This window comes from Vibrio sp. 1457 (assembly GCF_033340195.1).
Taxonomy (GTDB): domain Bacteria; phylum Pseudomonadota; class Gammaproteobacteria; order Enterobacterales; family Vibrionaceae; genus Vibrio; species Vibrio alginolyticus.
Window position 1 is genome coordinate 18461 of sequence record NZ_JAWOWA010000011.1, and the last position, 26029, is coordinate 44489.

Here is a 26029-nt window from a genome sequence, read left to right on the forward strand (position 1 = left end):
TTTTAGATCATCAATCCGGCGATATTTCTCTCTTGCCGTGTGAGAAATTACGCAATATCCTGTTTCTATCTGCTTTGAAAGGTATAGCTATGGAAACCGAAATAGAACTGAAGTTTTTTGTTTCTCCTGAATTTTCAGAAACTTTAAAAGAAAAAATTTCTGAGACAAAAGTACTTCAGCATAGTTGTCGTGACTTGGGTAACACCTATTTTGATACTGCCGATAAATGGCTCAGAAAGCACGACATTGGTTTAAGAATTCGCCGTTTTGATGATGTATTCGTCCAAACCGTAAAGACAGCAGGACGCGTCGTCGCAGGCTTACATCAAAGACCAGAATACAATGCTGAGCACACTAGCGACGAGCCTAATCTGTCGCTTCATCCTCTAGATATTTGGCCTCCAGGTAAAGATGCAGAAACGCTGCAATCCGAGCTTATGCCATTATTCTCGACCAACTTCACACGTGAACAATGGCTGATTGGCATGCCCGATGGCAGTCAGATTGAAGTTGCCTTTGACCAAGGCTTAGTTGTAGCCAAAGGTGAAGACGAAGAAGAGAAGCAAGAGCCGATTTGCGAAGTTGAACTGGAACTTAAGTCTGGCCAAACCGAAGCTTTATTCACGCTGGCACGCAGCTTTTGCGAGCAAGGCGGTATGCGTTTGGGTAACTTGAGCAAAGCGGCGAAAGGTTATCGACTTGCAAGCGGTTATGCGGGTGATGAAGTAAAATCATTGGCACTTGTGGACAGTAGTCCGACGGATACCGTTGAATTTTGCTTGATCAACTCTTTAGAGCACGCTTTGTCTCATTGGCATTATCACGAGCAAATTTATGCTGAGCGTGACAGCGTGGAAGCACTGCGTGAAATCAGTAATGCCATTCGTTTCATTCGTCAAACATTGACTATTTTGGGCGGGATTGTCCCTCGTCGCGCGAGTGCGATTCTGCGCCAAGAGCTTAAATGGTTGGAAGAAGAACTGAGTTGGTTAGATGAGCATGCACACCTTGAAGAGCTCTTAGATGACAAAGGCAATGTGCTGCGTAAGTTGGATGCGCGTAAGTTCTTAGTATCTGAGCTGACTCAGCAGTTACAAGAGTTGCCAAGCCGTGAAGAAGTGCTAGGGTTGCTCAATTCCGCGCGTTACACAGGGTTACTGCTGGATCTAAGCCGCTGGATCTTAGCACGCGGTTGGCAGCCATTTCTTGATGAAAAAGCACGTGAAAAAATGGCAAGTAACATCATGCCGTTTTCAGTTACTCAGCTCGATCGCACTTGGGCTGAGCTAATGGAAGCTTTCCCAGCAGAGCGCGATCTGACGGCGCAAGAGTACGTTGATCAGCGTTATCGCTTATTGCGTAACCTCTATACTGGTATTGGTTTCGCGAGTTTGTATAACTCGGATGAGCGTAACAGCTTCCGTTTACCATGGGCGGATCTAGTGCATGGTATCGATGATCTGCTAATGCTGAACCACTTACTCCCGTTGGTTGATATGCTGGAAGACGCAGAAAAAGAGCAGTTAGAACGCTGGTTGCACCGTCAAGAGCGCTCAATTTTGCATGCAATGGATCAAACCCGAGCGATCAGTGTGGAAGTTCAGCCTTATTGGCGTGAATGATCGTTCTGGTGATAAGAACAAAAAAATAGGACCGCATGGTCCTATTTTTTTGTCTCTGTTTTACGTTGTTGTAGCTCTTTTTCCATGAAATCGAGTCGTTCTAGTATTTGCGCTTGTTGGCTTAGGAGCTGCTCGAGCATACGTTCTTTATTGATTGAACTGTGCGTCTGTTGTTTCGTTGGGGCAGTAAGGATAGAGGTGATAAGACCCGAGATCATACCAAAGATACCCACCCCGCAAACAATGATGATGACAGCCAAAAACTTTCCTATGGAGGTCACAGGATAATGATCGCCGTAACCAACCGTTGAGATCGTTACAAATACCCACCACAAAGCATCGGCGCCAGTGCGAATATTCGCTTCTGGGTTTTTCGCTTCGATAAACAGCATTGCACTAGAACCGAGCGTTATGAGGATAACCATCAATAGCAGTATAGAGGCGACCGTAGTTTCGCGGCGGTTTTCTTTGAGCTGATGCAAAATGAACTTTGACGAACGCAGTACTAATACCACTCGCATAATATGAAAAATACGAGCAAAGCGCAGGGGCTCTATCAATGGGATGCTCGCCACGAAATCTATCCAATGACGTTTAAGGAATAACCAGCGATCTGTGGACCGGATCAAATCAATGGTGAGCTGTAGTAGAAAAATACTACAGATTATGAAATCCAGACCGATAAGAACTTGACGGGTTTCGTGATCGATCGGGAAAAACAACAAGCCAGAGATCACAAATAGTGCCATAAAAGACAATATTAGTGACAACAGGCCCATCGGTCGTGTGCTGTCTTTGATATCATTGTTTTTCATACGAAGCTCAAAATAAATCGCGTAACCACGCAAAGCGCGAACATAACTATAAGTAATATAAAGATTATAGATAAAGACTATATAAGACTCGGTGGAGAACTGACAATGGAAAAGCTGGCATTTAAGCCATGGGAAAGGGTCATATCCGACATTCGACTGGTGCCTAAAATGGTCATGTTGATGGTCTTCAGTACTGTCCTGATCGTGGCAAAACAACTGTGGGACGCAAACACTTTTTACGACTCACTTTTAGCGGCGACACAAAACGCGCAAGTTGCCCAACAGCATTATGAAGCATACTTAACGCAAGTTGCTTGGCAAACCGCCTTATTGATAGTGGTTTTTGTCGTGCTCTTATTAGCGGCGGCTAGAGTGATGTTGCGTCAAACACAGTATCTGAGCGACGCGATCAAACTGATGGCGAGCAAGAACCTCTCTGTTCCATTTGGTATGGATTGTAAAGATGAATACGGAGACGTGGCACGTGAATTAGAAAAGACACGTCGACAATTGCACGATGTGATTCAAATGCAAATTAATGCGTCTGATGAATTATCAACGCTCACCGAAGTCATGACACTGAGCATGTCGGAAACGAAGGAATCGGCGCAAGAAGAGTTTAACGAAATTGATCAACTTGCTACGGCGATGAGTGAAATGTCGTCGACGGTCCAAACGGTTGCGGAACATGCCCAGACGGCATCTTCTCTAACAGAGCAAGCTTCCGCACAAGCAATTTCTGGTCAGCAGTTCTTGCAAAGTACAATGGCGAAAATGAGTGAACTTTCGTCGGATATCGCTTCATCGGCACAAGCGGTTAACCAAGTTGAAGAACGTGTTGAAGCCATTGGTAGCGTTGTGGGGACGATTCAAGGCATTTCTGAGCAAACCAACCTGCTTGCACTGAATGCGGCGATTGAAGCGGCGCGAGCTGGCGAGGCTGGGCGGGGTTTTGCTGTGGTTGCAGATGAAGTTCGTAACCTTGCCCAACGCACACAACAAGCGACGGTAGAAATTCAAGAGATGATCGCACAGCTGCAAACCAGTGCTGAATCTGCGGTAGAACTCATGGAAAAAAGCGTTGTGGAAGCGGCAGATGGAAACGAGCTGGTTTCTAATGCTGGATCTGAGCTCGATGGTATTGTTGGGCAAGTGACGCAAATCAATGACATGAACTTCCAGATCGCGACGGCGTCTGGTCAGCAAAGCAGTGTTGCAGAAGAGATGAGCCAAAACCTCACTAATGTACGTGAGTTGGTGGAAGCCTCAGTTGTTGTTGTTACCGAGCTGCTAGAAACCTCTGAAATGATGCAAAATAATGCAGGTGAGCTAGACAAGAAGATCAAATCTTTCCAAGTTTAATATTCGATCCCGAACTTTTGATAAAACGCCCACAAACCTTTTGTGGGCGTTTTTATTTGCTTTCAGTCTGGTATAAAGAATGAGTTACCGTGCTTTTCAAACAAGGAAGAAAAATGCAGCTGCCTTCGCCACTGATTTCTATCGCTGAATCTGCCGTACAAAACGCCCAAGACGCAGGTTATTTTCCCCTTTGGCCCGATGAGGTTGCGCAGCAATTTCGTTATGTGGCGGGCTTAAGCCAATTTATAACCGAAGCCATTCATCGCGATGAAGTCCTAGCCCGTGAGTTGCCAAGTATGTTAGCGCAGCCAAGTCGTCAGGAGTCTTACCGCTCACGCCTTGCTGAACTGTTGGAACAATGTCCTGATGAGATGTCTGGTCATCGCGTATTGCGTCAGTTTCGCAATCGAGAAATGGTGTACATTGCGTGGAAGGATTTCACGCATGCATGGTCTCTAGAGACGTCTTTAAGCCACTTATCTGAGTTGGCAGAAGCGATGATTTTTGAAACCTATCAATGGCAATATCAAGTGTGTTGTCAGGAGTGGGGCACGCCAACAAGTGAGGACGGTGAAGTGCAGCCGATGTTAATTATCGGCATGGGGAAACTGGGTGGTGGCGAGCTAAACTTTTCTTCCGATATTGATCTAATTTTCACGTACCCAGAGAATGGCGAAACCCAAGGCGCACGCCGCAGCATTGCCAATGCCCAGTTCTTTACTCGTCTTGGTCAACGCATCATCAAAGCGCTCGACCAACAAACCTTCGATGGTTTTTGCTACCGCGTCGACATGCGACTTCGCCCATTTGGAGAAAGTGGCCCTTTGGTAATGAGCTATGCCGCACTTGAAGATTATTACCAAGAACAGGGGCGAGATTGGGAACGTTACGCGATGATCAAAGCTCGGGTGATGGGATGTGAGATGTACCCGCAGTATCAAGAGCTACGCCAAATGCTGCGCCCTTTTGTTTTTCGTCGTTATATTGATTTCAGTGCGATTCAATCTTTGCGACGAATGAAGTCGATGATCAGTAGCGAGGTTCGCCGCCGAGGGTTGAATAACAACATTAAGCTAGGTGCGGGTGGCATCCGAGAAATTGAATTTATCGCTCAAGTTTTTCAATTGATTCGAGGTGGTCGAGAGCCTTCTTTGCGTAATCGAGGGCTGTTGGAAACGCTGCAAGGCATTGAAGAACTGGCATTGCTTACTCCAAAAGAAATCAGCGATCTAGAAGCTGCATACAAGTACTTGCGTCAATTAGAAAACTTGTTGCAAGCAATGGCGGATAAGCAAACCCAGACGCTGCCTGATTGCGAAACCGAACGCTTAAAGCTCGCCACTGCGATGAAAATGAGCTGTTGGGAGCAATTAATTGAGCAAACCCAGCAGCATATGGCAAATGTTCACCAAGTTTTTGAATCACTAATTGGTGATGATGAAGAAGACGAGGGGACTACTGTTGCTCGTCATTTTCATGAGCTATGGGATATGGCCGACAAACAAGACGTTCTTGAGCATATCTTGCAGCAGGATATTCAGATTGAAGACTTTGCTTCATGCGCGAAAACCATCATCAACTTTAAAACCGATCTGGCCAAAAAAACGTTAGGCCCACGTGGACGCGAAGTGCTCAATCGTTTGATGCCGAAAGTGTTTGATGCGGTCTTTGCCCATCCTGATGCACAGTTTGGTTTATCTCGTGTACTTCACTTGCTACACAACATCTGCACTCGCACAACTTACTTGGAATTATTGGATGAGCATCCAGCGGCTCTGGTGCAGCTCGTACGTTTGTGTACCGCAAGCCCAATGATTTCAGAGCAGCTGTCTCGTTATCCTATCTTGCTTGATGAGTTAATCGACCCTGCGCAGCTGTACAATCCCATTCCATTAGACAGTTACCGTACAGAGCTACGTGATTATTTGGCGCGTATTCCTGAAGATGATATGGAACAGCAAATGGAAGCGTTGCGTCAGTTTAAGCAAATTTGTATTTTGCGTATTGCAGCGGCAGATATTGCTGGCGCATTGCCAGTGATGAAAGTGAGTGACCATTTAACTTATTTAGCGGAAGCTATCGTGGATGCGGTGATCAGTCAGGCTTGGTTGCAAGTGTCTGAAAAGTACGGCGAGCCAACGCATGTGAAAGATCGTGAAGGCAAAGGCTTTGCTGTAATTGGTTATGGTAAAGTCGGAGGGTGGGAGCTCGGCTATAACTCCGATTTGGATATTGTCTTCATGCATGACTGCCCAGTCAATGTTTACACTGACGGCAAAAAAGAGATTGATGGTCGTCAGTTCTACCTTCGTTTAGCACAGCGTATCATTCATATTTTCTCCACTCGCACCGCTTCCGGTATTTTATACGAGGTCGATACCCGATTGCGTCCGTCCGGTGCATCGGGTTTGTTGGTTAGCCCAACGGACGCGTTCGACGACTATCAACATCAAGACGCGTGGACATGGGAGCATCAAGCACTTGTCCGCGCGCGCATGATTTATGGTGATGAACCACTGGCAATTGCATTTCACAATACGCGGCATGATGTGTTGTGCAAAGCACGCGATCAAACTGAACTGAAAAAAGACGTTGTCGAAATGAGAGAAAAAATGCGCGGTCATCTTGGGGGGAAAAAGCCAGGCCGCTTTATGCTCAAGCAAGATGTAGGTGGGATTACCGATATCGAATTTCTCGCTCAGTACCTAGTGCTCAACTATAGTCACGATAAGCCGAAATTGACGCGTTGGTGTGATAATGTGCGCATCTTTGAAACGCTCATTGCGCAAGATGTTATGGACGAAGACCAAGCAATGCAGTTGATACGTGCTTACACGACAATGCGCAACGAAATACACCGCCGAAATCTACTCAATTTAGACGCTGATGTGGTGGAAGATAAGTTTGTTGCCGAAAGGGAGTGGGTAAAACAGGCTTGGAATCAGTGGTTCAGTTAAGACCATATATTTAGCCTCGATAAGGGCTGTGATAAACTCACTTCGATTTAATTTTTGGAGACCAACAATGAAACCAATTCTACCTGATTACAACAGCGCTGGTGTGCTCATCATCGGTGATGTCATGCTAGATCGTTACTGGTATGGCCCAACCGGGCGCATTTCTCCTGAAGCGCCGGTTCCTGTTGTAAAAGTAGAAAACAATGAAGAGCGTCCTGGTGGTGCTGCGAACGTTGCGATGAACATCGCATCACTAGGTGGCCATGCTCACATTGTTGGTCTAACTGGGGAAGATGAGCCTGCAAAAGTGCTGACGGAGACGCTGAGCTCACTCAATGTGAAGTGCGATTTCGTTGCACTGCCTGATTACCCAACGATTACGAAGCTTCGCGTAATGAGCCGTGGACAACAGCTTATTCGTCTCGACTTCGAAGACAAGTTTGAAAACACAGATTCTGCACCTGTGCTATCACGTATGGATGCCGCACTGCCAAACGTTAAAGCCGTGATTATGTCTGACTACGCAAAAGGTTCGTTAGAGCATGTTCAGGCATACATTCAAAAAGCGCGCGCAGCAAATATTCCGGTTTTCATTGACCCGAAAGGTGCGGATTTTGAACGCTACCGTGGCGCAACACTTCTTACGCCAAACATGAAAGAGTTCGAAGACGTTGTAGGTAAAGTGAAATCTGACCAAGAGCTAGTAGAGAAAGCACTGGCTTTGGTTGAAGAGTTTGAATTTGAAGCGCTTTTAGTGACACGCAGCGAAAACGGAATGACCTTGATTCGTCGTGGCCAGGAACCGTTCCACCTTCCAACTCAAGCGAAAGAAGTGTACGACGTGACAGGTGCGGGCGACACGGTTATCTCTGTATTGGCAGCGTCTGTTGCCGCAGGCAAATCATTTGAAGAAGCGTGTGCACTAGCAAACGCAGCGGCAGGTGTTGTGGTTGGTAAACTAGGCACGTCAACGCTTTCTGAGATTGAATTAGCAGAAGCGGTACATGGCAGCCAAGACACGGATTACGGTGTGATTTCAGAAAAAGCACTGATCGAAGCGGTGAAAAAAGCACGTGCTCGTGGCGAGAAAGTCGTTATGACAAACGGCTGCTTTGATATTCTACACGCTGGGCATGTGTCTTACTTAAACCATGCTGCTGAACTGGGCGATCGCCTAATCGTTGCGGTTAATACCGATGAGTCAGTAAAACGCCTTAAAGGCCCTGGTCGTCCGGTAAACCCAACCGATCGCCGCATGGCGGTGTTGGCAGGTTTGGGCGCTGTGGATTGGGTTGTACCATTTAGTGAAGATACGCCGCAGCGTTTGATCTCAGAAGTTCTACCAAGCTTGCTAGTAAAAGGCGGTGACTACAAACCAGAAGAGATTGCTGGTGGTAAAGAAGTCATTGCGGCGGGTGGTGAAGTTCGTGTATTGAACTTTGAAGATGGCTGCTCGACCAGTGAAATCATTAATGCAATCAAAGGCGGTAAGGGCTAAGGCTGCTGTTTGTTAGCATTGAAATGCTATTTGCTCATAAAGGTCGCTAAGTGCGGCCTTTTTGATACTTGTAGTTCAGAGGCACTTTTAAGCTCTGAACTACAAGTAATAAAAAACGCCAGCTGATAACTCAACTGGCGTTTTTTATTTATTAAGACCTGAAGTATTCAGTTCGCGGTTATTTTGCCGCTTTCAAACCTGCATCAACGTCCAAGATGTCTTGTTCGCTTAGCGTACCAACTGCTTGGCGTAGCTGAAGAACACTTAAAATGTAGTCGTAACGAGCGTTCGATAGGTTTTTGTTCGCATCGTATAGACGACGAGTCGCGTCCAGTACATCAACGATAGTACGAGTACCTACATCAAAGCCAGCTTCTGTTGCTTCTAGTGCAGAGCGTGCAGAAATAACCGCTTGCTCATACGCACGTAATGCGCCGATAGAGGCGTTAATGTTGTTGTTTTGTGCGCGAACATCTTTGACTACGCTACGGTACTGTGCTTCAAGATCTTCGCTTGCTGCCACGTACGCGTATTCAGCCTGTTTGGTTTGAGAGGTTACGTTACCACCTGTGTATAGCGGTACTGCAAGGTTCACACCAATATTGAAGTTGTCTGTCGTGTTGTCACGAGAGCTATGAGAAGTATCACCGTAGTTGTAACCACCATCTAGAGAGAGCGTTGGTAGGTGGCCAGAGCTTGCTAGTGAAATATTGTCACGCGCAATGTCTTGAAGAATACGTGAAGATAGCAAGGTCAGGTTTTTGGTTTTTGCTTCATCAATGAGCGATTCAGCTGGTACGGTCGATGGGCTAGCAGTGAAGCGGCCAGTGTCCAAAATGTTGAGATCTTTGTGCTCTTGGCCTGTAATTTCACGCAGTGACTCGTAGCTATTAGTGAGCGCGTTTTCTGCCAACACTTCGTCCGCTAGCACTTGGTCGTACTGAGCTTGTGCGTCATGCACGTCAGTGATTGCAGACAAACCTACTTCAAAACGCTGTTTAGTTTGCTCAAGTTGACGGCCAACCGCGGCTTTTTCTGCACGTACGAAAACAAGATTATCTTGTGCGCGTAGAACTTCAAAATACGCTTGTGACACGCGAAGAATCAGTGCCTGTTGCGTCGCTGCGTAAGTTGCGTCTGCTTGGCGAGCACTTTTCTCAGCAGTATCTAGAGAGATCCAAGATGCGCGGTTGTAAAGTGCTTGTGAAAAGCTAACGCCAGCGGTTAGCGCGTTGCCATCGTTTGATACGTCGCTAATTAGATTTGAATCGTATTCAGTATCACCACGAGTTAAATTGTAACCCGCAGTAAGGTTGATCTGTGGTAATAGAGCACTACGGCTTGAGGTGATTGCTTCGAAAGCTTGGTCACGTTGTGCTGCTACACTGAGCAATTGTGGATCATTTTGTTTTGCCAAGTCGTAGATTTCAGCCAAAGAGTCTGCGAACGCAGACGTACTCATGCTACCTAGCGCTGCACTGATAAATAGTGGAAGCAATTTTTTCATTTTCTATTCCCGCGGTCCATAGATTGGTTAATTCTCAGTAGTTTAACTCAATTTGCACGATATTTACTCTAAAGTTTGCACTTTTTTACACGTAATTATCCACTTGTGCAATAAATTTTTAGCGAAGACTTAAATTAATTTGTAACTATTATACAAAAAGTTGAGCCAAGTCCTTTGAGCAAGCGAATAACAATGAGTAAACTACAGGATTCACTCAGAGAGGTGTTGAATGCAACAGCGTGACAAACAACAACAAGATTTTACTTCGCGAGATGTAAAAGTCATCTCGAAAGAAACCTTATTTGAAGGTTTTTTCAAAATGGTGAAATACCGCTTTCAGCATAGGCTATTTGCTGGTGGTTGGAGTGGAGTTGTCGAACGAGAAATGTTCGAGCGTGGTCACGCAGCAGCGATGCTTCCTTATGATCCAAAGACGGACCAGGTCGTAATCATTGAACAGATTCGTATTGGCGCGTTGGAACATGAACACCCTTGGCAGCTAGAAATTGTCGCCGGTATGATTGACCGCGATGAATCAGCTGAAGCCGTAATTCGTCGAGAGGCTGTCGAAGAAGCGGGGATTCAGGTGGGGCGCGTTATACCTGTCACTTCTTATTATCCTTCGGCTGGTGGTTGCTCGGAAAAGCTAGACGTCTTTGTTGGTGAAGTGGATGCGTCTAAAGCGCACGGCATTCATGGTTTAGACTATGAGAATGAAGATATCCGAGTTCATGTCATGAGTCGTGAAACGGCGTATCAATGGGTGAAGGACGGGAAATTTGAAAATGGTGCGTCGATTATTGCGTTGCAATGGCTGCAATTACACCATCAAGAGTTAAAGTCAGAATGGGGACAATCCCAAACGGTGGAGAGTGAGTAATGGCACAATTGGCTGAAAAACAACAATATCATGTTGATTTAGCTGGTCTTATGAGAACGTATGAGACCAACTACGCTAAGTTGAACGCCTTATTGCCTGCTTCTGCCGAAGTTGGGGATGTACGTTGCTACCAAGCGGCGAACATGGTTTACCAATTGACCGTGAATGAAATCACAAAATACACTACAGTTGTTGAGATATGTCAGAGTGATGAAACGCCAGTGTTTCCTTTACCGACGATGTCTGTCAGGCTTTATCATGATGCGAGAGTAGCCGAAGTATGCTCAAGCGGAGAGTTCTCTCGCATAAAAGCTAAGTATGATTATCCCAATGACCAACTGATGCAGAAAGATGAAAAGCATCAATTAAACACATTCCTCGGTGAATGGCTGACGTTTTGTTTACGAAGTGGTATCAGTAGAACACCACTTGCCTTCAATTGATCGTCACGTCACTAAAGGAAAATAACAAATAACGATATAGTGGACGAATCAGGTTTTCATTTTGCAATCATCTAGTGACAGCATCAAACTTTTACAAATTACGGATACTCATCTGTTTGCTGCCGATGAGGGAAGTTTGCTAAGCGTAAAAACAGTCGATAGCTTCAATGCTGTTGTTGCTGATGTTTTACGCCGCAACGTGGCGTTTGATTACATCTTGGCGACGGGGGATATTTCCCAAGACCATAGTGCAGAATCTTATCAGCGCTTTGCCAACGGCATTGAACCGCTAGAGAAAGACTGTTTTTGGCTACCTGGTAATCATGATTACAAGCCTAATATGGGCAGTGTTTTGCCTTCGCCACAAATCAAAGCCGCAGAGCATGTATTGATTGGCGAGCATTGGCAGTTAATTCTTTTAGACTCGCAAGTGGTTGGCGTTCCTCATGGGCGCTTGAGTGATCAGCAATTAACGCTACTCGAAGAAAAGCTAGCCGAACACCCAGAAAGACACACACTTGTTTTGTTGCATCATCACCCGTTACTGGTGGGAAGCGCGTGGCTTGATCAACATACTTTAAAAGATGCCGAAGCGTTTTGGCAGGTTGTCGAGCGTTTTAATAACGTGAAAGGCATTCTCTGTGGTCATGTTCATCAAGATATGAATGTGCTTCACAAGGGCATTCGAGTGATGGCAACACCCTCAACTTGTGTTCAGTTTAAGCCTAACTCGGATGATTTTGCCCTTGATACCAACTCGCCTGGTTGGCGGGAGCTGCAACTACACGCTTGTGGCGATATTACGACCCAAGTAGGTCGGCTTCCCGATGGCCAGTTCCAACCAGACTTCTCTTCTAACGGCTACTAACGCGCCCGAGCTCTCTGTTCGGGCTCGCTTTTTTGTGCGAGATATCTATGAGTAAACCTTCACTTCTTCTCTATATCCATGGCTTTAATAGCTCTCCACTCTCCATGAAAGCGAATGTGATGAGAGCCTACTGCGAGCAACATAGGCCTGATATTAAGGTGATTGTTCCCCAGTTACCTTGTTATCCTCAGCAAGCGGCGAAAATGTTGTTGGATATTATCGAGCAATATAAAGACGACTATAAAATTGGTCTAGTGGGCAGCTCATTAGGCGGTTTTATGTCAACGTGGCTAAATGACAAGTTTGGGTTTAAAGCGGTAGTGGTCAACCCCGCAGTCAAGCCTTATGAGTTGCTAGTAGATTATTTGGGTAAGCAAACTAACCCATATACGCATGAAACCTATACACTTGAAGCTTGTCATATTGACGAGTTAAAAGCTCTTGATGTACAAAGCATCGCGTCGCCACATTCTTTTTGGTTATTGCAACAAACAGAAGATGAGGTTTTAGACTATCGACAAGCGGTAGATAAGTTTGCAGACGCTAAGCAAACAGTAGAACAAGGCGGTGATCACAGTTTTGTAGGCTTTGAGCGTTATCCTGCACAGATTATCGAATTTCTAGAACTGTAATTCGAAAGCGATTGGAAAAGGCTCATAGTTTTTATTGATATATCCAACCGTTTCTTGACATGGGCGGTATGCTTTCCGACTATGTTTTGCCAAAAGATCTTAAGGGTCGAGGACCCTGGCTACTTTGTTATGCATCATGTTTACAAACTCTTAGTGATGTGAACAGGGTGGCTTTTTCGTTTCCTGAGTATGGGTACGCCCATTGGTGATACTCAGGCAACAAGTAAACTTTGAGAATAATTCCGTATTATGACTGAACAATATAATGCTGGTGCCATTGAAGTACTGAATGGCTTAGAGCCAGTACGTCGCCGACCAGGGATGTATACGGATACAGCGCGCCCAAACCATTTGGGCCAAGAAGTTATCGACAACAGTGTCGATGAAGCGCTAGCCGGACATGCCTCAAAAGTACAAGTCATCCTACATGCTGACCAATCACTCGAAGTGATCGATGATGGTCGAGGCATGCCTGTTGATATCCACCCAGAAGAGAAAGTATCAGGCGTAGAGCTAATTCTATGTAAGCTACATGCGGGTGGTAAGTTCTCTAACAAAAACTACCAATTCTCTGGTGGTTTGCACGGGGTAGGTATATCTGTAGTAAACGCGTTGTCAAAACGCGTTGAAGTAACAGTTCGTCGTGATGGTCAAGTGTATGAAATTGCATTTGAACACGGCGAGAAAGTGTCTGATCTGACCGTAACTGGCACATGTGGTCGTCGCAATCGCGGTACCAGCGTACATTTCTGGCCTGATGCGAAGTACTTCGATTCGGCTAACTTCTCTGTGACGCGCCTAGTCAACAACCTGCGCGCAAAAGCGGTTTTGTGTCCGGGCTTAGAAATCACATTAACCGACAAAGTTAATGGCAAAGACTATAAGTGGTACTACGAAGATGGTTTGAAAGACTATCTTGCGGAAGGTGTAAAAGGCTATCCAGTTATTCCTGAAGAACCATTTACTGGTGAGTTCTTGGCGGATACTGAAGCGGCAAACTGGGCGGTAATTTGGCAGCCAGAAGGCGGTGAGATGATCACCGAAAGCTACGTTAACCTAATCCCAACCGCTCAAGGTGGTACGCACGTTAATGGTTTACGCCAAGGCTTGTTGGAAGCGATGCGCGAATTCTGTGAGTTCCGTAATCTATTACCTCGTGGTGTGAAGCTAACGGGTGATGACGTTTTCGACCGCTGTTCTTACGTGCTGTCGGTTAAGATTCAAGACCCGCAATTTGCAGGCCAGACCAAAGAACGTCTGTCTTCTCGTCAAACCGCGGCATTTGTCTCTGGCGTTGTAAAAGATGCGTTCAGTCTTTGGTTGAACGAAAAGCCTCAGCTCGCAGAGCAATTGGCAGAAGTCTGTATCGCTAACGCACACCGTCGTATGCGTGCAGCGAAAAAAGTCGTACGTAAGAAAGTGGCGTCCGGCCCAGCACTGCCAGGTAAGTTGACCGACTGTTCAGCACAGGACTTAAGTCGCACTGAAATCTTCTTTGTGGAGGGTGACTCTGCGGGTGGCTCGGCAAAACAGGCACGTGACCGTGAATTCCAAGCCGTGATGCCACTGCGTGGTAAGATCTTGAACACGTGGGAAGTCTCTGCCGATCAAGTTCTTGCGTCTCAAGAAGTACACGATATTTCTGTTGCTTTGGGTATTGACCCAGATAGCGACAACCTCGAGAGTCTTCGTTACGGTAAGATCTGTATCCTTGCCGATGCGGACTCGGATGGTCTTCACATCGCAACGCTGCTTTGTGCTCTATTTACTCGTCACTTCCGCGCACTAGTGGAAGCGGGTCATATCTATGTGGCGATGCCGCCTCTGTATCGAATCGACTGCGGGAAAGAAGTGTTCTACGCCCTCGATGATGATGAAAAAGATGGCATTTTAGAGCGCTTGTCGAAGAAGAAAGCCAAAATCAACGTGCAACGATTCAAAGGTCTGGGTGAGATGAACCCACTTCAGTTGCGTGAAACCACCATGGATCCGAACACGCGTCGCTTAGTGCAGTTAACCATTGACGACTCTACGGCGACCATGGAAATGATGGACATGCTGCTAGGTAAAAAGCGTGCAGATGACCGTCGTTCTTGGCTACAAAACAACGGCGACTTGGCAGAGGTGTAACGGATGTCTACAGAAATTACCTACGATGGCGTCGAACAATTGCCAATGCGCAAGTTCACTGAAGACGCTTATCTGAACTACTCGATGTACGTAATCATGGACCGCGCCTTGCCATACATTGGTGATGGCTTAAAGCCGGTTCAACGACGCATCATTTATGCGATGTCAGAGCTTGGTCTCTCTGCATCAGCAAAATACAAAAAATCTGCACGTACCGTTGGTGACGTGCTAGGTAAATACCATCCGCACGGTGATTCAGCGTGTTACGAAGCGATGGTATTGATGGCTCAGCCATTCTCTTACCGCTATCCATTAGTGGATGGTCAAGGTAACTGGGGTGCGCCAGATGATCCGAAATCATTTGCGGCAATGCGTTATACCGAAGCAAAACTGTCTAAGTTTGCTGAAGTATTGCTTGGCGAACTTGGTCAGGGCACGGTTGAATGGCAACCTAACTTTGATGGCACAATGAAAGAGCCACAAATGTTGCCAGCACGTCTGCCTCACATCCTGCTTAACGGTGTAACCGGCATTGCCGTTGGTATGGCAACAGACATCCCACCGCACAACGTTCGTGAAATCGCAGATGCGACTATTCATTTGATCGACAACCCGAAAGCAGAACTGCCGGACGTGATGCAGTATGTCAAAGGTCCAGATTACCCAACAGAAGCAGAAATTATCTCGCCGCAAGCGGATATCGAGAAGATTTACCGCAACGGTCGTGGCAGCATCAAAATGCGCGCGGTTTGGCATAAAGAAGGTTCTGATATTGTTATCACTTCTTTGCCTCACCAAGTATCGGGTGCCAAACTGCTTGAGCAAATCGCTAACCAGATGCGTGCGAAGAAGCTGCCAATGGTTGACGATCTTCGTGACGAATCGGATCACGAGAACCCAACGCGTATCGTTGTGGTGCCTAAGTCAAACCGCGTCGATTGTGATTTGTTGATGAACCACTTGTTCGCATCAACGGATCTTGAGCGCAGTTACCGCGTTAACTTGAACATGATTGGTTTGGATAACCGTCCTCAAGTTAAAGGTCTGGTGCAAATTCTGTCTGAGTGGATCGAGTTCCGTCGTACGACTGTGCGTCGTCGTCTACAACACCGCCTAGACAAAGTCATGGCTCGTCTACACATCTTGGAAGGTTTGTTGGTTGCTTACCTCAACCTAGATGAAGTGATTGAGATCATCCGTACTGAAGACGATCCAAAAGCGGTGCTGATGGAACGCTTTGGTATTACCGATATCCAAGCGGATGCAATTTTAGATACCAAACTTCGTCATCTAGCAAAACTAGAAGAGATGAAGATCCGTGGTGAGCAAGACGAGCTAGAGAAAGAGCGTGAGAAGCTAGAACAGCTACTCGGTTCTGAGCGTCGTCTGAACACACTACTGAAAAAAGAAATCAAAGCAGACGCAGAGAAATACGGTGATGACCGTCGCTCTCCAATGGTTGAGCGTGCAGAAGCAAAAGCGCTGACTGAACGTGACCTCGTACCAAGTGAGCCAATCACGGTTGTGCTTTCTGAGAAAGGTTGGATTCGTCACGCGAAAGGCCATGACGTGGATGCCGAAGGCTTAAACTATAAGTCGGGTGATAAGTATTTAGCGCATGCTCGAGGTAAGAGTAATCAGCCTGCGGTATTCCTAGGTAGTGACGGTCGAAGTTACTCTCTGGAATCGCACTCACTGCCTTCTGCTCGTAGTCAAGGTGAGCCGATTACCGGTCGCTTGAATATTACGGCTGGTAGCAGTATTCGCCAAGTCATCATGAGTGAAGAAGAGCAGCTGTGGCTGGTGGGCTCAGATGCAGGTTACGGCTTTGTATGTAAAGGCGCGGACTTGCTGTCTAAAAACCGCAGTGGTAAAGCGCTCGTCACTTTACCTGCCAACTCTGAGATCATGACGCCAAAAGAGATTGAAGATTTAGACTCTGATGAAATCTTAGCAATCACTAACCAAGGTCGCATGCTGCTGTTCCCAATCAAAGACTTGCCACAACTGGCGAAAGGTAAAGGGAATAAGATCATCAACATTCCTGCTGCTAAAGCAAAAGAGCGAGAAGAAGTACTATCTCACTTAATGTCTTTACCAAAAGGTGCATCGTTAACGCTGTACGCGGGTAAGCGAAAGTTGGGTCTTAAACCGTCTGACCTTGATAACTTCCGTGGCGAACGTGGTCGCCGAGGTGGGTTATTACCGAGAGGTTTGCAGCGAGTCACTCGCATTGAAGTTGAGCTGGATGATTCCGATACGACGGAAACACCGAGCGATAGCGAGTAACGCACAAATAAAAATCCCAGCCAATGGCTGGGATTTTTTATGCTTCTTGCTTGTCTTCGGCAATGGTGACTTTCAAGGTCATCTCTTTTCCTTTGCGAATGATACCGACGTCCACGGTGGTGCCAGGACGTAAATCGGTGACGATATCCATAACGCTCTGACGCCCTTGCACTTTATTGCCATCAATACTGATAATGATGTCCTGCTTTTGGAAGCCTGCCGCATTGGCTGGACCATTTGGATCAATACCAAGTACGACAATACCACCTATGTGTTCATTTCCAAGCAGGCGAGCAGTGACCGCATTAATGTCTTGGCCGTCGATTCCAATATAACCACGAATCACGCGGCCATCAGCGATGATTTTCTGCATGATCTTACTGGCTAGCGGCGCAGGGATCGCAAAAGAAATACCGTAAGTTTCTAAGTCTGTCGCTTGCTGAAAAGAGGCGGTGTTAATGCCGACGAGCTCGCCTTGTGTGTTCACTAGGGCTCCACCAGAGTTACCTTCATTGATGGCGGCATCGGTTTGAATGAATGCTTGACGACCATCGCTAATAGATGAACGACCTGTGGCAGAAATAATGCCGAACGTTGTGGTTTGTCCAAGGTTGTATGGGTTACCGATGGCTAGTACTACATCGCCCACTTGTGGTTTGTAATTAGAGTTCAGAGGGATTACGGGCAAATTCGAACCTTCGACACGCAGCACGGCTATATCAGTACGTTTATCTGTCCCTACGAGCTGAGCCGCTGCGGCTCTGCCGTCTTGTAATGCCACAACAATTTGATCAGCTTGAGCAACCACATGATAGTTAGTAATGATGTAGCCTTTCTCACTAACAATGACACCTGACCCCAGACCTTGAGTCGAGAGTTTACTGCGATCATTCTCAACATACTTACGGCTGTAGATGTTTACCACTGCAGGCGCTGCTCTTCGGACCGCTTGATTAAACGTCAACTCGACTGATGCGATATTAACAGGTTGAGGATCAAGCGCGGCAGGAATTACGTTGTTGCGCAAAGATGGAACCGCCAGTAATACCACTGCGGCAGTAGCCAAGCCTAAAAAGACAGAACGTAATAAAAAGCTGAGCATATCCTCTCCATGCGTGAGCGCCAAAATGGCATCGAAGATGAAGAATAGCATTACATTGAAAAATAACAAAAGGGCAGTACGTCATCGCGCTGCCCTTTTCATTAGTTATTGAGCGATAAGGAAAAGTGATCGAGCCTTATCACTCAGTACTATGCATCGAAAACCTTATTTCCTATCACGTTGAAAGTGGTTAACGAATGACAAGATAAATAGTACGTTCACCACGTTGAATATTAAGAGCCAGTACACCTTTGTGTTTCTCTACGATTGTACGAAGCTCGGCAAGGTTTTTCACTCGTTGACGGTTCACACCGATAATAATGTCACCTTGTTGTAATTGATATTGAGCCGCTGGAGAGTTATCTGCAACGCTCGATACTTTAACACCTTGGATTACATCACTTGGTGTTGTATTGCTTAACTCCGCACCTTTGAGTCCCTCATGTAATGTCTCCGCTTTAGCTTTCATATTCGTAGATTCGCCAAGCGTTACATCAAAGGTTTTATTCTTACCATCTCGAACCACACCTAATGTGATTTCTTTACCTGCGCCCAGTGTTGCCACTTTTGCGCGGAGCTCTGAGAAAGTATTAATCGCTTTGCCGTTCACCGATACAATTACGTCACCGGCTTTTAACCCTGCTTTATCGGCTGCGCTGTCCGGTACGACTTGACCAATAAAGGCCCCTTTACTTGACTCGTAACCCAATGCATCAGCTAGCTCAGAGGTTACTTCGCCACCTTGCACACCCAACATGCCGCGTTTGACTTCACCAAACTCTAGAATTTGATCAGTGAGGTTTTTCATCATGTTTGATGGAATCGCAAAGCCAATACCCACATTACCGCCGTTAGGGCCTAAAATCGCAGTATTAATACCGATCAGCTCACCATTAAGGTTGACCAATGCACCACCAGAGTTACCGCTGTTAATTGCGGCATCGGTTTGGATGAAGTTTTCGAAGTTTTCAACGTTTAAGCCACTACGACCAAGGGCTGAAACAATACCCGAAGTCACAGTTTGACCGAGTCCAAATGGGTTACCAATCGCAACCGTAAAGTCACCGACACGCAGTTTGTCGGAATCCGCGACTTTAATCTGCGTTAAGTTTTTCGCTTTCTCTAATTTAAGTAACGCAACATCGGCCATTTCATCACCGCCAACGAGCGTAGCGTCATACTCGCGCCCGTCAAAGAGGCGAACTCGAATCTCATCTGCCCCCTTGATCACGTGGTAGTTAGTGACAATATGGCCTTTCTTCGCATCAATAATGACACCAGACCCTAAACCTCTGAACGGGCGCTCTCGCCTTTGTTCCATAGGAAAGTCTGGGCCAAAGAAAAATTGAAATTGCTCGGGAATGCGGCTGGTTTGTACTTGTTTACCTTCTACAGCAATACTCACAACAGCTGGGGTCACCTTCTCAAGCATTGGTGCCAAGCTAGGTAACTGTTGGCCATCCACATTCAAAGGTAATGCGGCAGTGGCTTGAACTGGGGCAATAATCGAACCCAAACTCAGAGATAGAACGGTGAGCGCAAGCAGTGGTTTTTTCATCCAATAACTCCTCTTGAAACATGTCTGCCAAAAAGAAATATCCGAACGGTTAGTTCACTTTGTTAATAACTAATATAGGGTCTAGTTCGGACAATCAAAAGGGGAGGCAGTGCACACCCAAGTTAGAGCGAAGGTGAGGTGAAAAAGTTCAAAAAAGGGCCGATACAAATGTATCGGCCCTAGATAGAAGTAAGAGAGGATTATGATGCTTTTGCGGTTACCGCTTCGGGAGCATTAATGATTTCTTTCTCTTGATCCTTCAAAAGACCGGTGGCGCCATTAGCGTAGTCTTTTGGTTGTTCGTTAAACTCTGGTTGATCTTCTGCAATGGTTTCAGACGACATTGCCGTTTTCTTATCAAACGGGTTGTCTTGTTCTGGTAAGTTTGGCAAAAGCTCAGAAGAGGTCTTGGCCATATGTTGGTATAGCTTGGTGTAATCTTTACCTAGGGTGTCCAACATTTCTGCGGTTTGTGCAAAGTGATCGACGAGCTCTTGACGTTGTTGCTCTAATTCAAACTTGGCCGCTTCAAGTTCTTTCTGCACAGACTTTTGTTTTTTGTATTCAGGGGTGGTTAGTCTACTAATGACTACGCCTACGATTGTACCGACCAGCAAACCCACAATGGCATAAATCCAAGGCATAACTGCTCCTTATAGTTGTTTTAACAAGTCTTTTACTACTTAGTTACACGCGGTGCTCGTCCATGTTACTATGGCTTGAACAGCCGATAAAGAAAAATAGCAGTATGTCTTCGGGGACTGATAACTACTTCTCTCTATTCTCAAAGTTGACCCCGAGGTAACCCTTTTCTCTATACCTCTATACGACTTAATACGATGACACCACTACAACAATATCAAAAAGACATAGCAGAACACGGGTTTCAGCGTGATGAAGCTCAGTATCAAGCGGTCGTTGCATTAGACAAGCTTTACCATGCTATCGTTGAATTTCAGTCAGCGCCTGTGCCTCAGCTTTCCAAATGGCAAAAGCTAATGGGGAAAAAAATCGACAAGCCTGAACCACCAAAAGGCCTTTACTTTTGGGGGGGCGTAGGTCGCGGTAAAACCTACCTTATGGATGCATTTTTTGATGCTTTACCGACCCAAAGAAAAATGCGCGTCCACTTCCATCGATTTATGTATCGAGTACATGATGAGTTGAAGCTGTTAGGTGATGTCGAAAATCCGCTATCAAAAGTGGCGGATAAATTTAAAGAAGAAGCCGATGTGGTTTGCTTTGATGAATTTTTTGTTTCCGACATTACTGATGCGATGATCCTTGCAACGCTACTTCAAGAAATGTTCAAGCGGCAGATGATCCTAGTCGCGACTTCAAACATTGAGCCGCAGAACTTATATCGTAACGGTTTGCAAAGAGCGCGCTTTTTGCCCGCGATCGATATGATTTTGGCGCGTTGTGAAGTGTTGAATGTCGATAGTGGCGTTGATTATCGCTTAAGAACGTTAGAACAGGCTGAAATATACCATTACCCGCTTGATGAGCAGGCTAGCATAAACCTTAACAAATATTATCAGCAGCTGACTGGAGAGCGTCAGTTTGTTGCTCATCAAATCGAAGTTAACCACCGTCAACTAGCGGTGATTGAAGCAAGCGACGGGGTGCTGCATGCGTCGTTTGCTCAGTTGTGTCAAACTGCTCGCAGTCAAAATGACTACATTGAATTGTCTCGTATTTACCACACGGTATTACTGGCAGATGTTCAACAAATGAACCGAAAAATCGATGATGCGGCGAGACGCTTTATCGCGCTGGTCGATGAGTTTTACGAGCGCAATGTTAAGTTGATTATTTCTGCTGAAGTGCCAATGGCCGACTTATATACTGATGGGCAGTTAGAGTTCGAATTTAAGCGCTGTTTGTCTCGGCTTACTGAGATGCAAAGTCATGAGTATCTCGCGCGTGAACATTTGGCCTAGATCCAATGGGTTCTTAAAAAAGTGAAGAAAAAATTAGTGATTTGGCGCAAAAAAAGGTGATTTTTTCTTCGCTCTTCTCTATAATCCTGCGACCCACCGTTACTGCAGACCTGATTATCGAAGTTATTTCGAAATTGAAGGTCGAGAGTACCAACGACTCGAAGGGGTGATGACTGGGCTCTTAGACAGTGTGGGAGCACTATTGGGTGTTCCTTTAAAGTTTAAAATTTAATTAACGGGTTATTGTTAGCATGAAAACTTTCGTTGCTAAACCAGAAACTGTAAAACGCGACTGGTACGTTGTAGACGCTGAAGGTAAAACTCTTGGCCGTCTAGCAAGTGAAATTGCATCTCGCCTACGTGGCAAACATAAAGCTGAATACACTCCTCACGTTGACACTGGTGATTACATCATCGTTATCAACGCTGAGAAAGTTGCTGTAACTGGTAACAAAGCTAAGAACAAAGTGTACTACCGTCACTCTGAATTCCCAGGTGGTCTAAAATCTATCACTTTTGAAAAGTTGATCGATCGTAAACCTGAGATGGCTCTTGAGCTTGCAGTTAAAGGCATGCTTCCACGTGGTCCTCTAGGCCGTGCTATGTACCGTAAGCTAAAAGTTTACGCGGGCGCTGAGCACAACCATGTTGCTCAACAACCACAAGTACTAGACATCTAATTGGGGATTTCGAAAATGGCAGAGAATCAATACTACGGCACTGGCCGTCGCAAAAGCTCAGCTGCACGTGTTTTCATTAAACCAGGCAGCGGTAACATTGTAGTAAACAAGCGTAACCTTGACGAATACTTCGGTCGTCCAACAGCACGTATGGTTGTACAACAACCTCTAGAGCTAGTTGAACTAACTGAAAAGCTAGACCTTTACGTAACAGTTAAAGGCGGCGGTATTTCTGGTCAAGCTGGTGCTATCCGTCACGGTATCACTCGCGCGCTTATGGAATACGATGAGTCTCTACGTCCTGCTCTACGCGCAGCTGGCTACGTTACTCGTGACGCTCGTTGCGTTGAACGTAAGAAAGTTGGTCTACGTAAAGCACGTCGTCGTCCACAGTTCTCTAAGCGTTAATTTCCTCTTATCGGGAATTATGCTTTTCAGAGTTACTCTGGAAACTGTGTACCAAAAGCTCGGCTCTATGCCGGGCTTTTTTGTATTTAAAGACATCATACTTGTCTTCAAGCAACGAACAGCCTTCACTTATCATCACACTCCGAGCAGACCTTCTTATTCGTCCTCTTCGTCGAAAGGTTGCCAGTGCCGTTTTATATGTGTGCCTTATTTAACCGCGACTCACCACGCTTTCTCTTGCGATGCAGCATAGATGTATTCATCAACAAGAATGTCTTTGTATCTTATTCTTCCTGTAACATGTTTTAAAATGACTTACGTTCCTTTTTGAGCATTCTGCGTGCTACAAAATTGAAAATATAAACACAGTAAGCTGAACGCGTAATACGAAATATTTCTCTGTGTAATTAACTGAAAACTACCAAGATAAAAGGTTTTATCCGCTTTCAGCGGGGCTTCTATGTGGTGCTTTCTTGTTACAAATCACATCAATTTTTTATAATTCTGCCGCTTTTGTGACGACGCGAGCGATTTGCCTCACAAATGTTACAAAAAGGTAGCTTTATCTTGTCAAAAAGTAGGGTTTTCTTTATCATTTCCCTCCAATAAATAGAACTAAATTCATTATTTGTTAGCCATGCTCTTATAAGCGGAATAATAACGATCCAAAGGGAGCAAATGGGAGAATGTTTGGATGAGCAACGCGCCTTTAAATAACGGTCGCAGGCGTTTTCTAACCGCTACAACGGCAGTTGTTGGTGGGTTAGGGGCAGTCGCCGTCGCCGTGCCTTTTATCAAATCATGGAATCCGAGTGCTAAAGCCAAAGCGGCGGGCGCACCGGTTGAAGTGGATATAAGTAAAATTGAACCAGGTCAGCTGGTTCGTGTTGAGTGGCAGGGAAAACCTGTATGGATTGTTCGCCGCACTCAAAGCGTTCTGGATAACTTAAAATCGATCGGTGATAAGCTTCGCGATCCACAATCTGAAATGGAGCAGCAGCCTGAGTACGCTCAGAATGAGTTTCGTTCGATTAAGGAAGAGTTTTTCGTCGCAGTTGGTTTCTGTACCCACTTAGGTTGTTCACCAACCTATCTACCTGACTCTTTCTCAGAGCAGGTGCAGGGCGTAAGATCTGGCTTCTTCTGTCCTTGTCATGGTTCTAAGTTCGACATGGCTGGTCGAGTGTTCCAAGGAGTACCTGCTCCGTTGAACCTTGTCGTTCCTAAGCACATGTATTTGAGCGATACCAAGCTCATTGTGGGTGTTGATGAGGGAGATGCATAATGCAAGCAATGTTAGATTGGGTTGAAAAGCGTATTCCTGCAATGAATGCTTATAAAAAGCATTTGTCTGAATACCCAATGCCTAAGAACTTCAACTTTTGGTACCTTTTCGGTTCTCTGGCGATGCTGGTTCTTGTTAACCAAATCCTAACGGGTATTTGGCTAACGATGAACTATGTTCCTTCAGGTGACGGTGCATTTGCGTCTATCGAATACATTATGCGTGATGTAGAGTACGGTTGGCTTCTGCGTTACATGCATTCCACTGGCGCGTCAGCGTTTTTCGTTGTTGTGTATCTTCACATGTTCCGTGGTTTGATCTACGGTTCATACCAAAAACCTCGTGAACTGTTGTGGATCTTCGGTATGTTGATCTTCCTAGTTCTCATGGCTGAAGCGTTCATGGGTTACCTACTTCCATGGGGTCAGATGTCATACTGGGGTGCGCAGGTAATCATTTCCCTGTTTGGTGCTATTCCTGTTATCGGTGATGACCTAACACTTTGGATTCGTGGTGACTACATCATCTCTGGTGCAACGCTAAACCGTTTCTTCGCACTACACGTTATTGCACTGCCTATCGTTTTGCTTCTTCTTGTTGTTCTGCACGTATTGGCGCTGCACGAAGTAGGCTCAAACAACCCGGATGGTATCGAAACTAAGCTGCCAAAAGGCTCAATGGGCGACGATTACAAAACGCAATTCAAGTTCCACGATTACTACACGAAGAAATATGACATCATTGATTCGATTCCTTTCCATCCGTACGGCACGGTTAAGGACTTGGTCGGTGTCGCTGGTTTCTTGTTCTTCTTCTGTTACGTGCTGTTCTTTAACCCAGAGATGGGTGGGTACTTCCTTGAGCCGCCTAACTTTGAAGCTGCAAACCCACTGAAGACACCAGAGCATATTGCTCCGGTATGGTACTTCACGCCGTTCTACGCAATCTTACGCGCGGTTCCAGACAAACTATTAGGTGTTATCCTAATGGGCGCGTCAATTGCAGTGCTGTTTGTTCTACCTTGGTTGGATCGTTGTAAAGTTCGTTCATACCGTTACCGTAGCAAACTTCATTTATTGAATATTGTACAGTTCACTATCGCCTTTATCGCTCTGGGTATTTTAGGTGCGTTACCTGCTACACCAACGTACACACTACTATCTCAGATCTTTAGCTTGTGTTACTTCATGTTCTTTGTGTTGCTGTTCTTCTACAGCAAAAATGAAGCAACCAAACCATTACCAGAGAGGGTGACATTCAAATGAAGAAGTGGATTGTAATTCTATTTGCTATGTTGCCATCACTAGCGATGGCAGCTGGGGCCAATGTTCCGCTGGATAAAGCGAATGTTGACCTTACGGATAAAGCTTCGCTACAAAACGGCGCGAAGTTGTTCATGAACTACTGTTTTGCTTGTCACTCTACGCAATACCAGCGTTACGAGCGTGTAGCAACAGACTTGGAAATTCCAACAGACTTAATGAAAGAAAACCTGATTTTCAATCCTGAAGCGAAAATCGGTGATCTAATGGTCAATGCTATGCCACCGAAGCAAGCGGCAAACTGGTTTGGTGCTCCACCACCAGATCTTACGTTGGTTGCACGAGTTCGTGGTGCTGATTGGTTATACACTTACTTACGCTCTTTCTATGTTGATCCATCTCGTCCATTCGGCGTGAACAACATCGTATTCCCGAGTGTTGGTATGCCGCATGTACTTGAAGAGCTACAGGGCATCCCGACGCCGATTTACGATACGAAAATCGTAGATGGCGAAGAAGTACAAGTTGTTGTTGGTACTGAAACCGATGGCACGGGTGAGCTGAGTGAAGGCGAATATGACAAAGCGGTTGGCGATCTCGTTAACTTCTTAGTTTATTCAGGTGACCCAGTGCAGCTTGAGCGTCATGCTTTAGGCTGGTGGGTAATGGGCTTCTTAGTGCTTCTAACCATCGTTGTTGTGATGCTCAAGAAAGAGTATTGGCGCGATGTGCATTAATTGTGCTAAAATACCGTGCTAATTCCCAATTTTAATTGATGTACAATGGAG

21 protein-coding genes are annotated in these 26029 nt (G+C 45.8%); 16 read left to right on the forward strand and 5 right to left on the reverse strand.

Translation table 11 applies throughout. From position 1 onward, the window contains the following. Positions 1-89: 89 nt before the first annotated feature. A complete protein-coding gene (locus tag R7Z41_RS13150; protein ID WP_065274169.1) occupies positions 90-1622 on the forward strand; it encodes an inorganic triphosphatase in 1533 nt (510 codons plus the stop codon). A gap of 41 nt (positions 1623-1663) precedes the next feature. Here R7Z41_RS13150 and R7Z41_RS13155 read toward each other — a convergent pair whose 3' ends face one another. Further along, positions 1664-2437 carry a potassium channel family protein gene (locus tag R7Z41_RS13155; RefSeq protein ID WP_005387432.1) on the reverse strand — a complete coding sequence of 258 codons (774 nt, stop codon included), beginning with the start codon at positions 2435-2437 and terminating at the stop codon, positions 1664-1666. Positions 2438-2542: 105 nt separating this feature from the next. Between R7Z41_RS13155 and R7Z41_RS13160 the strand changes: the two genes are divergently transcribed. The 3 genes from R7Z41_RS13160 to hldE all read left to right on the forward strand — a co-directional run bounded on the left by R7Z41_RS13160 (position 2543) and on the right by hldE (position 8254). After that, positions 2543-3799 (forward strand): methyl-accepting chemotaxis protein, encoded by a 1257-nt coding sequence (locus tag R7Z41_RS13160; protein ID WP_005379890.1) that lies wholly within the window; start codon positions 2543-2545, stop codon positions 3797-3799. 113 nt (positions 3800-3912) lie between these two features. Next, positions 3913-6756, forward strand: coding sequence for a bifunctional [glutamate--ammonia ligase]-adenylyl-L-tyrosine phosphorylase/[glutamate--ammonia-ligase] adenylyltransferase (glnE, locus tag R7Z41_RS13165; RefSeq protein WP_065274170.1), 2844 nt, complete (start codon positions 3913-3915; stop codon positions 6754-6756). 67 nt (positions 6757-6823) lie between these two features. Next, entirely contained in the window at positions 6824-8254 is a 1431-nt protein-coding gene (gene hldE, locus R7Z41_RS13170; RefSeq protein ID WP_017633601.1) for a bifunctional D-glycero-beta-D-manno-heptose-7-phosphate kinase/D-glycero-beta-D-manno-heptose 1-phosphate adenylyltransferase HldE, read from the forward strand. Positions 8255-8432: 178 nt separating this feature from the next. Here hldE and tolC read toward each other — a convergent pair whose 3' ends face one another. Beyond that, complete coding sequence (gene tolC, locus R7Z41_RS13175) at positions 8433-9761, reverse strand: outer membrane channel protein TolC (RefSeq protein WP_005379884.1); 1329 nt, start codon at positions 9759-9761, stop codon at positions 8433-8435. Between the two features lie 229 nt (positions 9762-9990). Between tolC and nudF the strand changes: the two genes are divergently transcribed. The 6 genes from nudF (at position 9991) to parC (ending at position 17003) form a co-directional block, all read left to right on the forward strand. Further along, positions 9991-10641, forward strand: a complete 651-nt coding sequence (gene nudF / locus R7Z41_RS13180) for an ADP-ribose diphosphatase (protein WP_025768397.1) — start codon at positions 9991-9993, stop codon at positions 10639-10641. After that, a complete protein-coding gene (locus tag R7Z41_RS13185; RefSeq protein ID WP_017633603.1) occupies positions 10641-11084 on the forward strand; it encodes a DUF1249 family protein in 444 nt (147 codons plus the stop codon). Before nudF ends, R7Z41_RS13185 begins: the two co-directional genes overlap by 1 nt. Before the next feature lie 61 nt (positions 11085-11145). After that, positions 11146-11952, forward strand: coding sequence for a 3',5'-cyclic-AMP phosphodiesterase (gene cpdA / locus R7Z41_RS13190; RefSeq protein WP_065274171.1), 807 nt, complete (start codon positions 11146-11148; stop codon positions 11950-11952). A 47-nt stretch (positions 11953-11999) separates the two neighbouring features. Continuing rightward, positions 12000-12584 carry an esterase YqiA gene (gene yqiA, locus R7Z41_RS13195; RefSeq protein ID WP_017820245.1) on the forward strand — a complete coding sequence of 195 codons (585 nt, stop codon included), beginning with the start codon at positions 12000-12002 and terminating at the stop codon, positions 12582-12584. Between the two features lie 249 nt (positions 12585-12833). Continuing rightward, a complete protein-coding gene (gene parE / locus R7Z41_RS13200) occupies positions 12834-14714 on the forward strand; it encodes a DNA topoisomerase IV subunit B (protein WP_005387417.1) in 1881 nt (626 codons plus the stop codon). A 3-nt stretch (positions 14715-14717) separates the two neighbouring features. Next, positions 14718-17003, forward strand: coding sequence for a DNA topoisomerase IV subunit A (gene parC, locus R7Z41_RS13205; protein ID WP_005379870.1), 2286 nt, complete (start codon positions 14718-14720; stop codon positions 17001-17003). A gap of 37 nt (positions 17004-17040) precedes the next feature. Here parC and degS read toward each other — a convergent pair whose 3' ends face one another. The 3 genes from degS to zapG form a co-directional block, all read right to left on the reverse strand. After that, a complete protein-coding gene (degS, locus tag R7Z41_RS13210) occupies positions 17041-18105 on the reverse strand; it encodes an outer membrane-stress sensor serine endopeptidase DegS (protein ID WP_017633606.1) in 1065 nt (354 codons plus the stop codon). Positions 18106-18295: 190 nt separating this feature from the next. Further along, complete coding sequence (locus R7Z41_RS13215; protein WP_025768400.1) at positions 18296-19663, reverse strand: Do family serine endopeptidase; 1368 nt, start codon at positions 19661-19663, stop codon at positions 18296-18298. A gap of 200 nt (positions 19664-19863) precedes the next feature. After that, positions 19864-20307, reverse strand: coding sequence for a Z-ring associated protein ZapG (gene zapG / locus R7Z41_RS13220; RefSeq protein WP_005379861.1), 444 nt, complete (start codon positions 20305-20307; stop codon positions 19864-19866). Between the two features lie 195 nt (positions 20308-20502). Between zapG and zapE the strand changes: the two genes are divergently transcribed. The 6 genes from zapE to R7Z41_RS13250 all read left to right on the forward strand — a co-directional run bounded on the left by zapE (position 20503) and on the right by R7Z41_RS13250 (position 25978). Next, complete coding sequence (gene zapE, locus R7Z41_RS13225; RefSeq protein ID WP_005387411.1) at positions 20503-21606, forward strand: cell division protein ZapE; 1104 nt, start codon at positions 20503-20505, stop codon at positions 21604-21606. Between the two features lie 251 nt (positions 21607-21857). Next, positions 21858-22286 carry a 50S ribosomal protein L13 gene (rplM, locus tag R7Z41_RS13230; RefSeq protein WP_005372872.1) on the forward strand — a complete coding sequence of 143 codons (429 nt, stop codon included), beginning with the start codon at positions 21858-21860 and terminating at the stop codon, positions 22284-22286. Positions 22287-22301: 15 nt separating this feature from the next. After that, a complete protein-coding gene (gene rpsI, locus R7Z41_RS13235) occupies positions 22302-22694 on the forward strand; it encodes a 30S ribosomal protein S9 (protein WP_005372876.1) in 393 nt (130 codons plus the stop codon). Positions 22695-23388: 694 nt separating this feature from the next. After that, positions 23389-23979, forward strand: a complete 591-nt coding sequence (gene petA / locus R7Z41_RS13240; protein WP_005372877.1) for a ubiquinol-cytochrome c reductase iron-sulfur subunit — start codon at positions 23389-23391, stop codon at positions 23977-23979. Continuing rightward, positions 23979-25244 (forward strand): cytochrome b, encoded by a 1266-nt coding sequence (locus R7Z41_RS13245; protein WP_005372880.1) that lies wholly within the window; start codon positions 23979-23981, stop codon positions 25242-25244. Before petA ends, R7Z41_RS13245 begins: the two co-directional genes overlap by 1 nt. Further along, entirely contained in the window at positions 25241-25978 is a 738-nt protein-coding gene (locus tag R7Z41_RS13250) for a cytochrome c1 (protein WP_005372881.1), read from the forward strand. The genes R7Z41_RS13245 and R7Z41_RS13250 overlap by 4 nt, the downstream gene beginning before the upstream one ends. Positions 25979-26029 lie beyond the last annotated feature (51 nt).

Coding starts and splice junctions, on each gene's coding strand:
- R7Z41_RS13150 (WP_065274169.1), top strand. CDS start 90: ATGGAAACCGAAATAGAACTGAAGTTTTTTGTTTCTCCTGAATTTTCA.
- R7Z41_RS13155 (WP_005387432.1), bottom strand. CDS start 2,437: ATGAAAAACAATGATATCAAAGACAGCACACGACCGATGGGCCTGTTG.
- R7Z41_RS13160 (WP_005379890.1), top strand. CDS start 2,543: ATGGAAAAGCTGGCATTTAAGCCATGGGAAAGGGTCATATCCGACATT.
- glnE (WP_065274170.1), top strand. CDS start 3,913: ATGCAGCTGCCTTCGCCACTGATTTCTATCGCTGAATCTGCCGTACAA.
- hldE (WP_017633601.1), top strand. CDS start 6,824: ATGAAACCAATTCTACCTGATTACAACAGCGCTGGTGTGCTCATCATC.
- tolC (WP_005379884.1), bottom strand. CDS start 9,761: ATGAAAAAATTGCTTCCACTATTTATCAGTGCAGCGCTAGGTAGCATG.
- nudF (WP_025768397.1), top strand. CDS start 9,991: ATGCAACAGCGTGACAAACAACAACAAGATTTTACTTCGCGAGATGTA.
- R7Z41_RS13185 (WP_017633603.1), top strand. CDS start 10,641: ATGGCACAATTGGCTGAAAAACAACAATATCATGTTGATTTAGCTGGT.
- yqiA (WP_017820245.1), top strand. CDS start 12,000: ATGAGTAAACCTTCACTTCTTCTCTATATCCATGGCTTTAATAGCTCT.
- parE (WP_005387417.1), top strand. CDS start 12,834: ATGACTGAACAATATAATGCTGGTGCCATTGAAGTACTGAATGGCTTA.
- parC (WP_005379870.1), top strand. CDS start 14,718: ATGTCTACAGAAATTACCTACGATGGCGTCGAACAATTGCCAATGCGC.
- degS (WP_017633606.1), bottom strand. CDS start 18,105: ATGCTCAGCTTTTTATTACGTTCTGTCTTTTTAGGCTTGGCTACTGCC.
- R7Z41_RS13215 (WP_025768400.1), bottom strand. CDS start 19,663: ATGAAAAAACCACTGCTTGCGCTCACCGTTCTATCTCTGAGTTTGGGT.
- zapG (WP_005379861.1), bottom strand. CDS start 20,307: ATGCCTTGGATTTATGCCATTGTGGGTTTGCTGGTCGGTACAATCGTA.
- zapE (WP_005387411.1), top strand. CDS start 20,503: ATGACACCACTACAACAATATCAAAAAGACATAGCAGAACACGGGTTT.
- rplM (WP_005372872.1), top strand. CDS start 21,858: ATGAAAACTTTCGTTGCTAAACCAGAAACTGTAAAACGCGACTGGTAC.
- rpsI (WP_005372876.1), top strand. CDS start 22,302: ATGGCAGAGAATCAATACTACGGCACTGGCCGTCGCAAAAGCTCAGCT.
- petA (WP_005372877.1), top strand. CDS start 23,389: ATGAGCAACGCGCCTTTAAATAACGGTCGCAGGCGTTTTCTAACCGCT.
- R7Z41_RS13245 (WP_005372880.1), top strand. CDS start 23,979: ATGCAAGCAATGTTAGATTGGGTTGAAAAGCGTATTCCTGCAATGAAT.
- R7Z41_RS13250 (WP_005372881.1), top strand. CDS start 25,241: ATGAAGAAGTGGATTGTAATTCTATTTGCTATGTTGCCATCACTAGCG.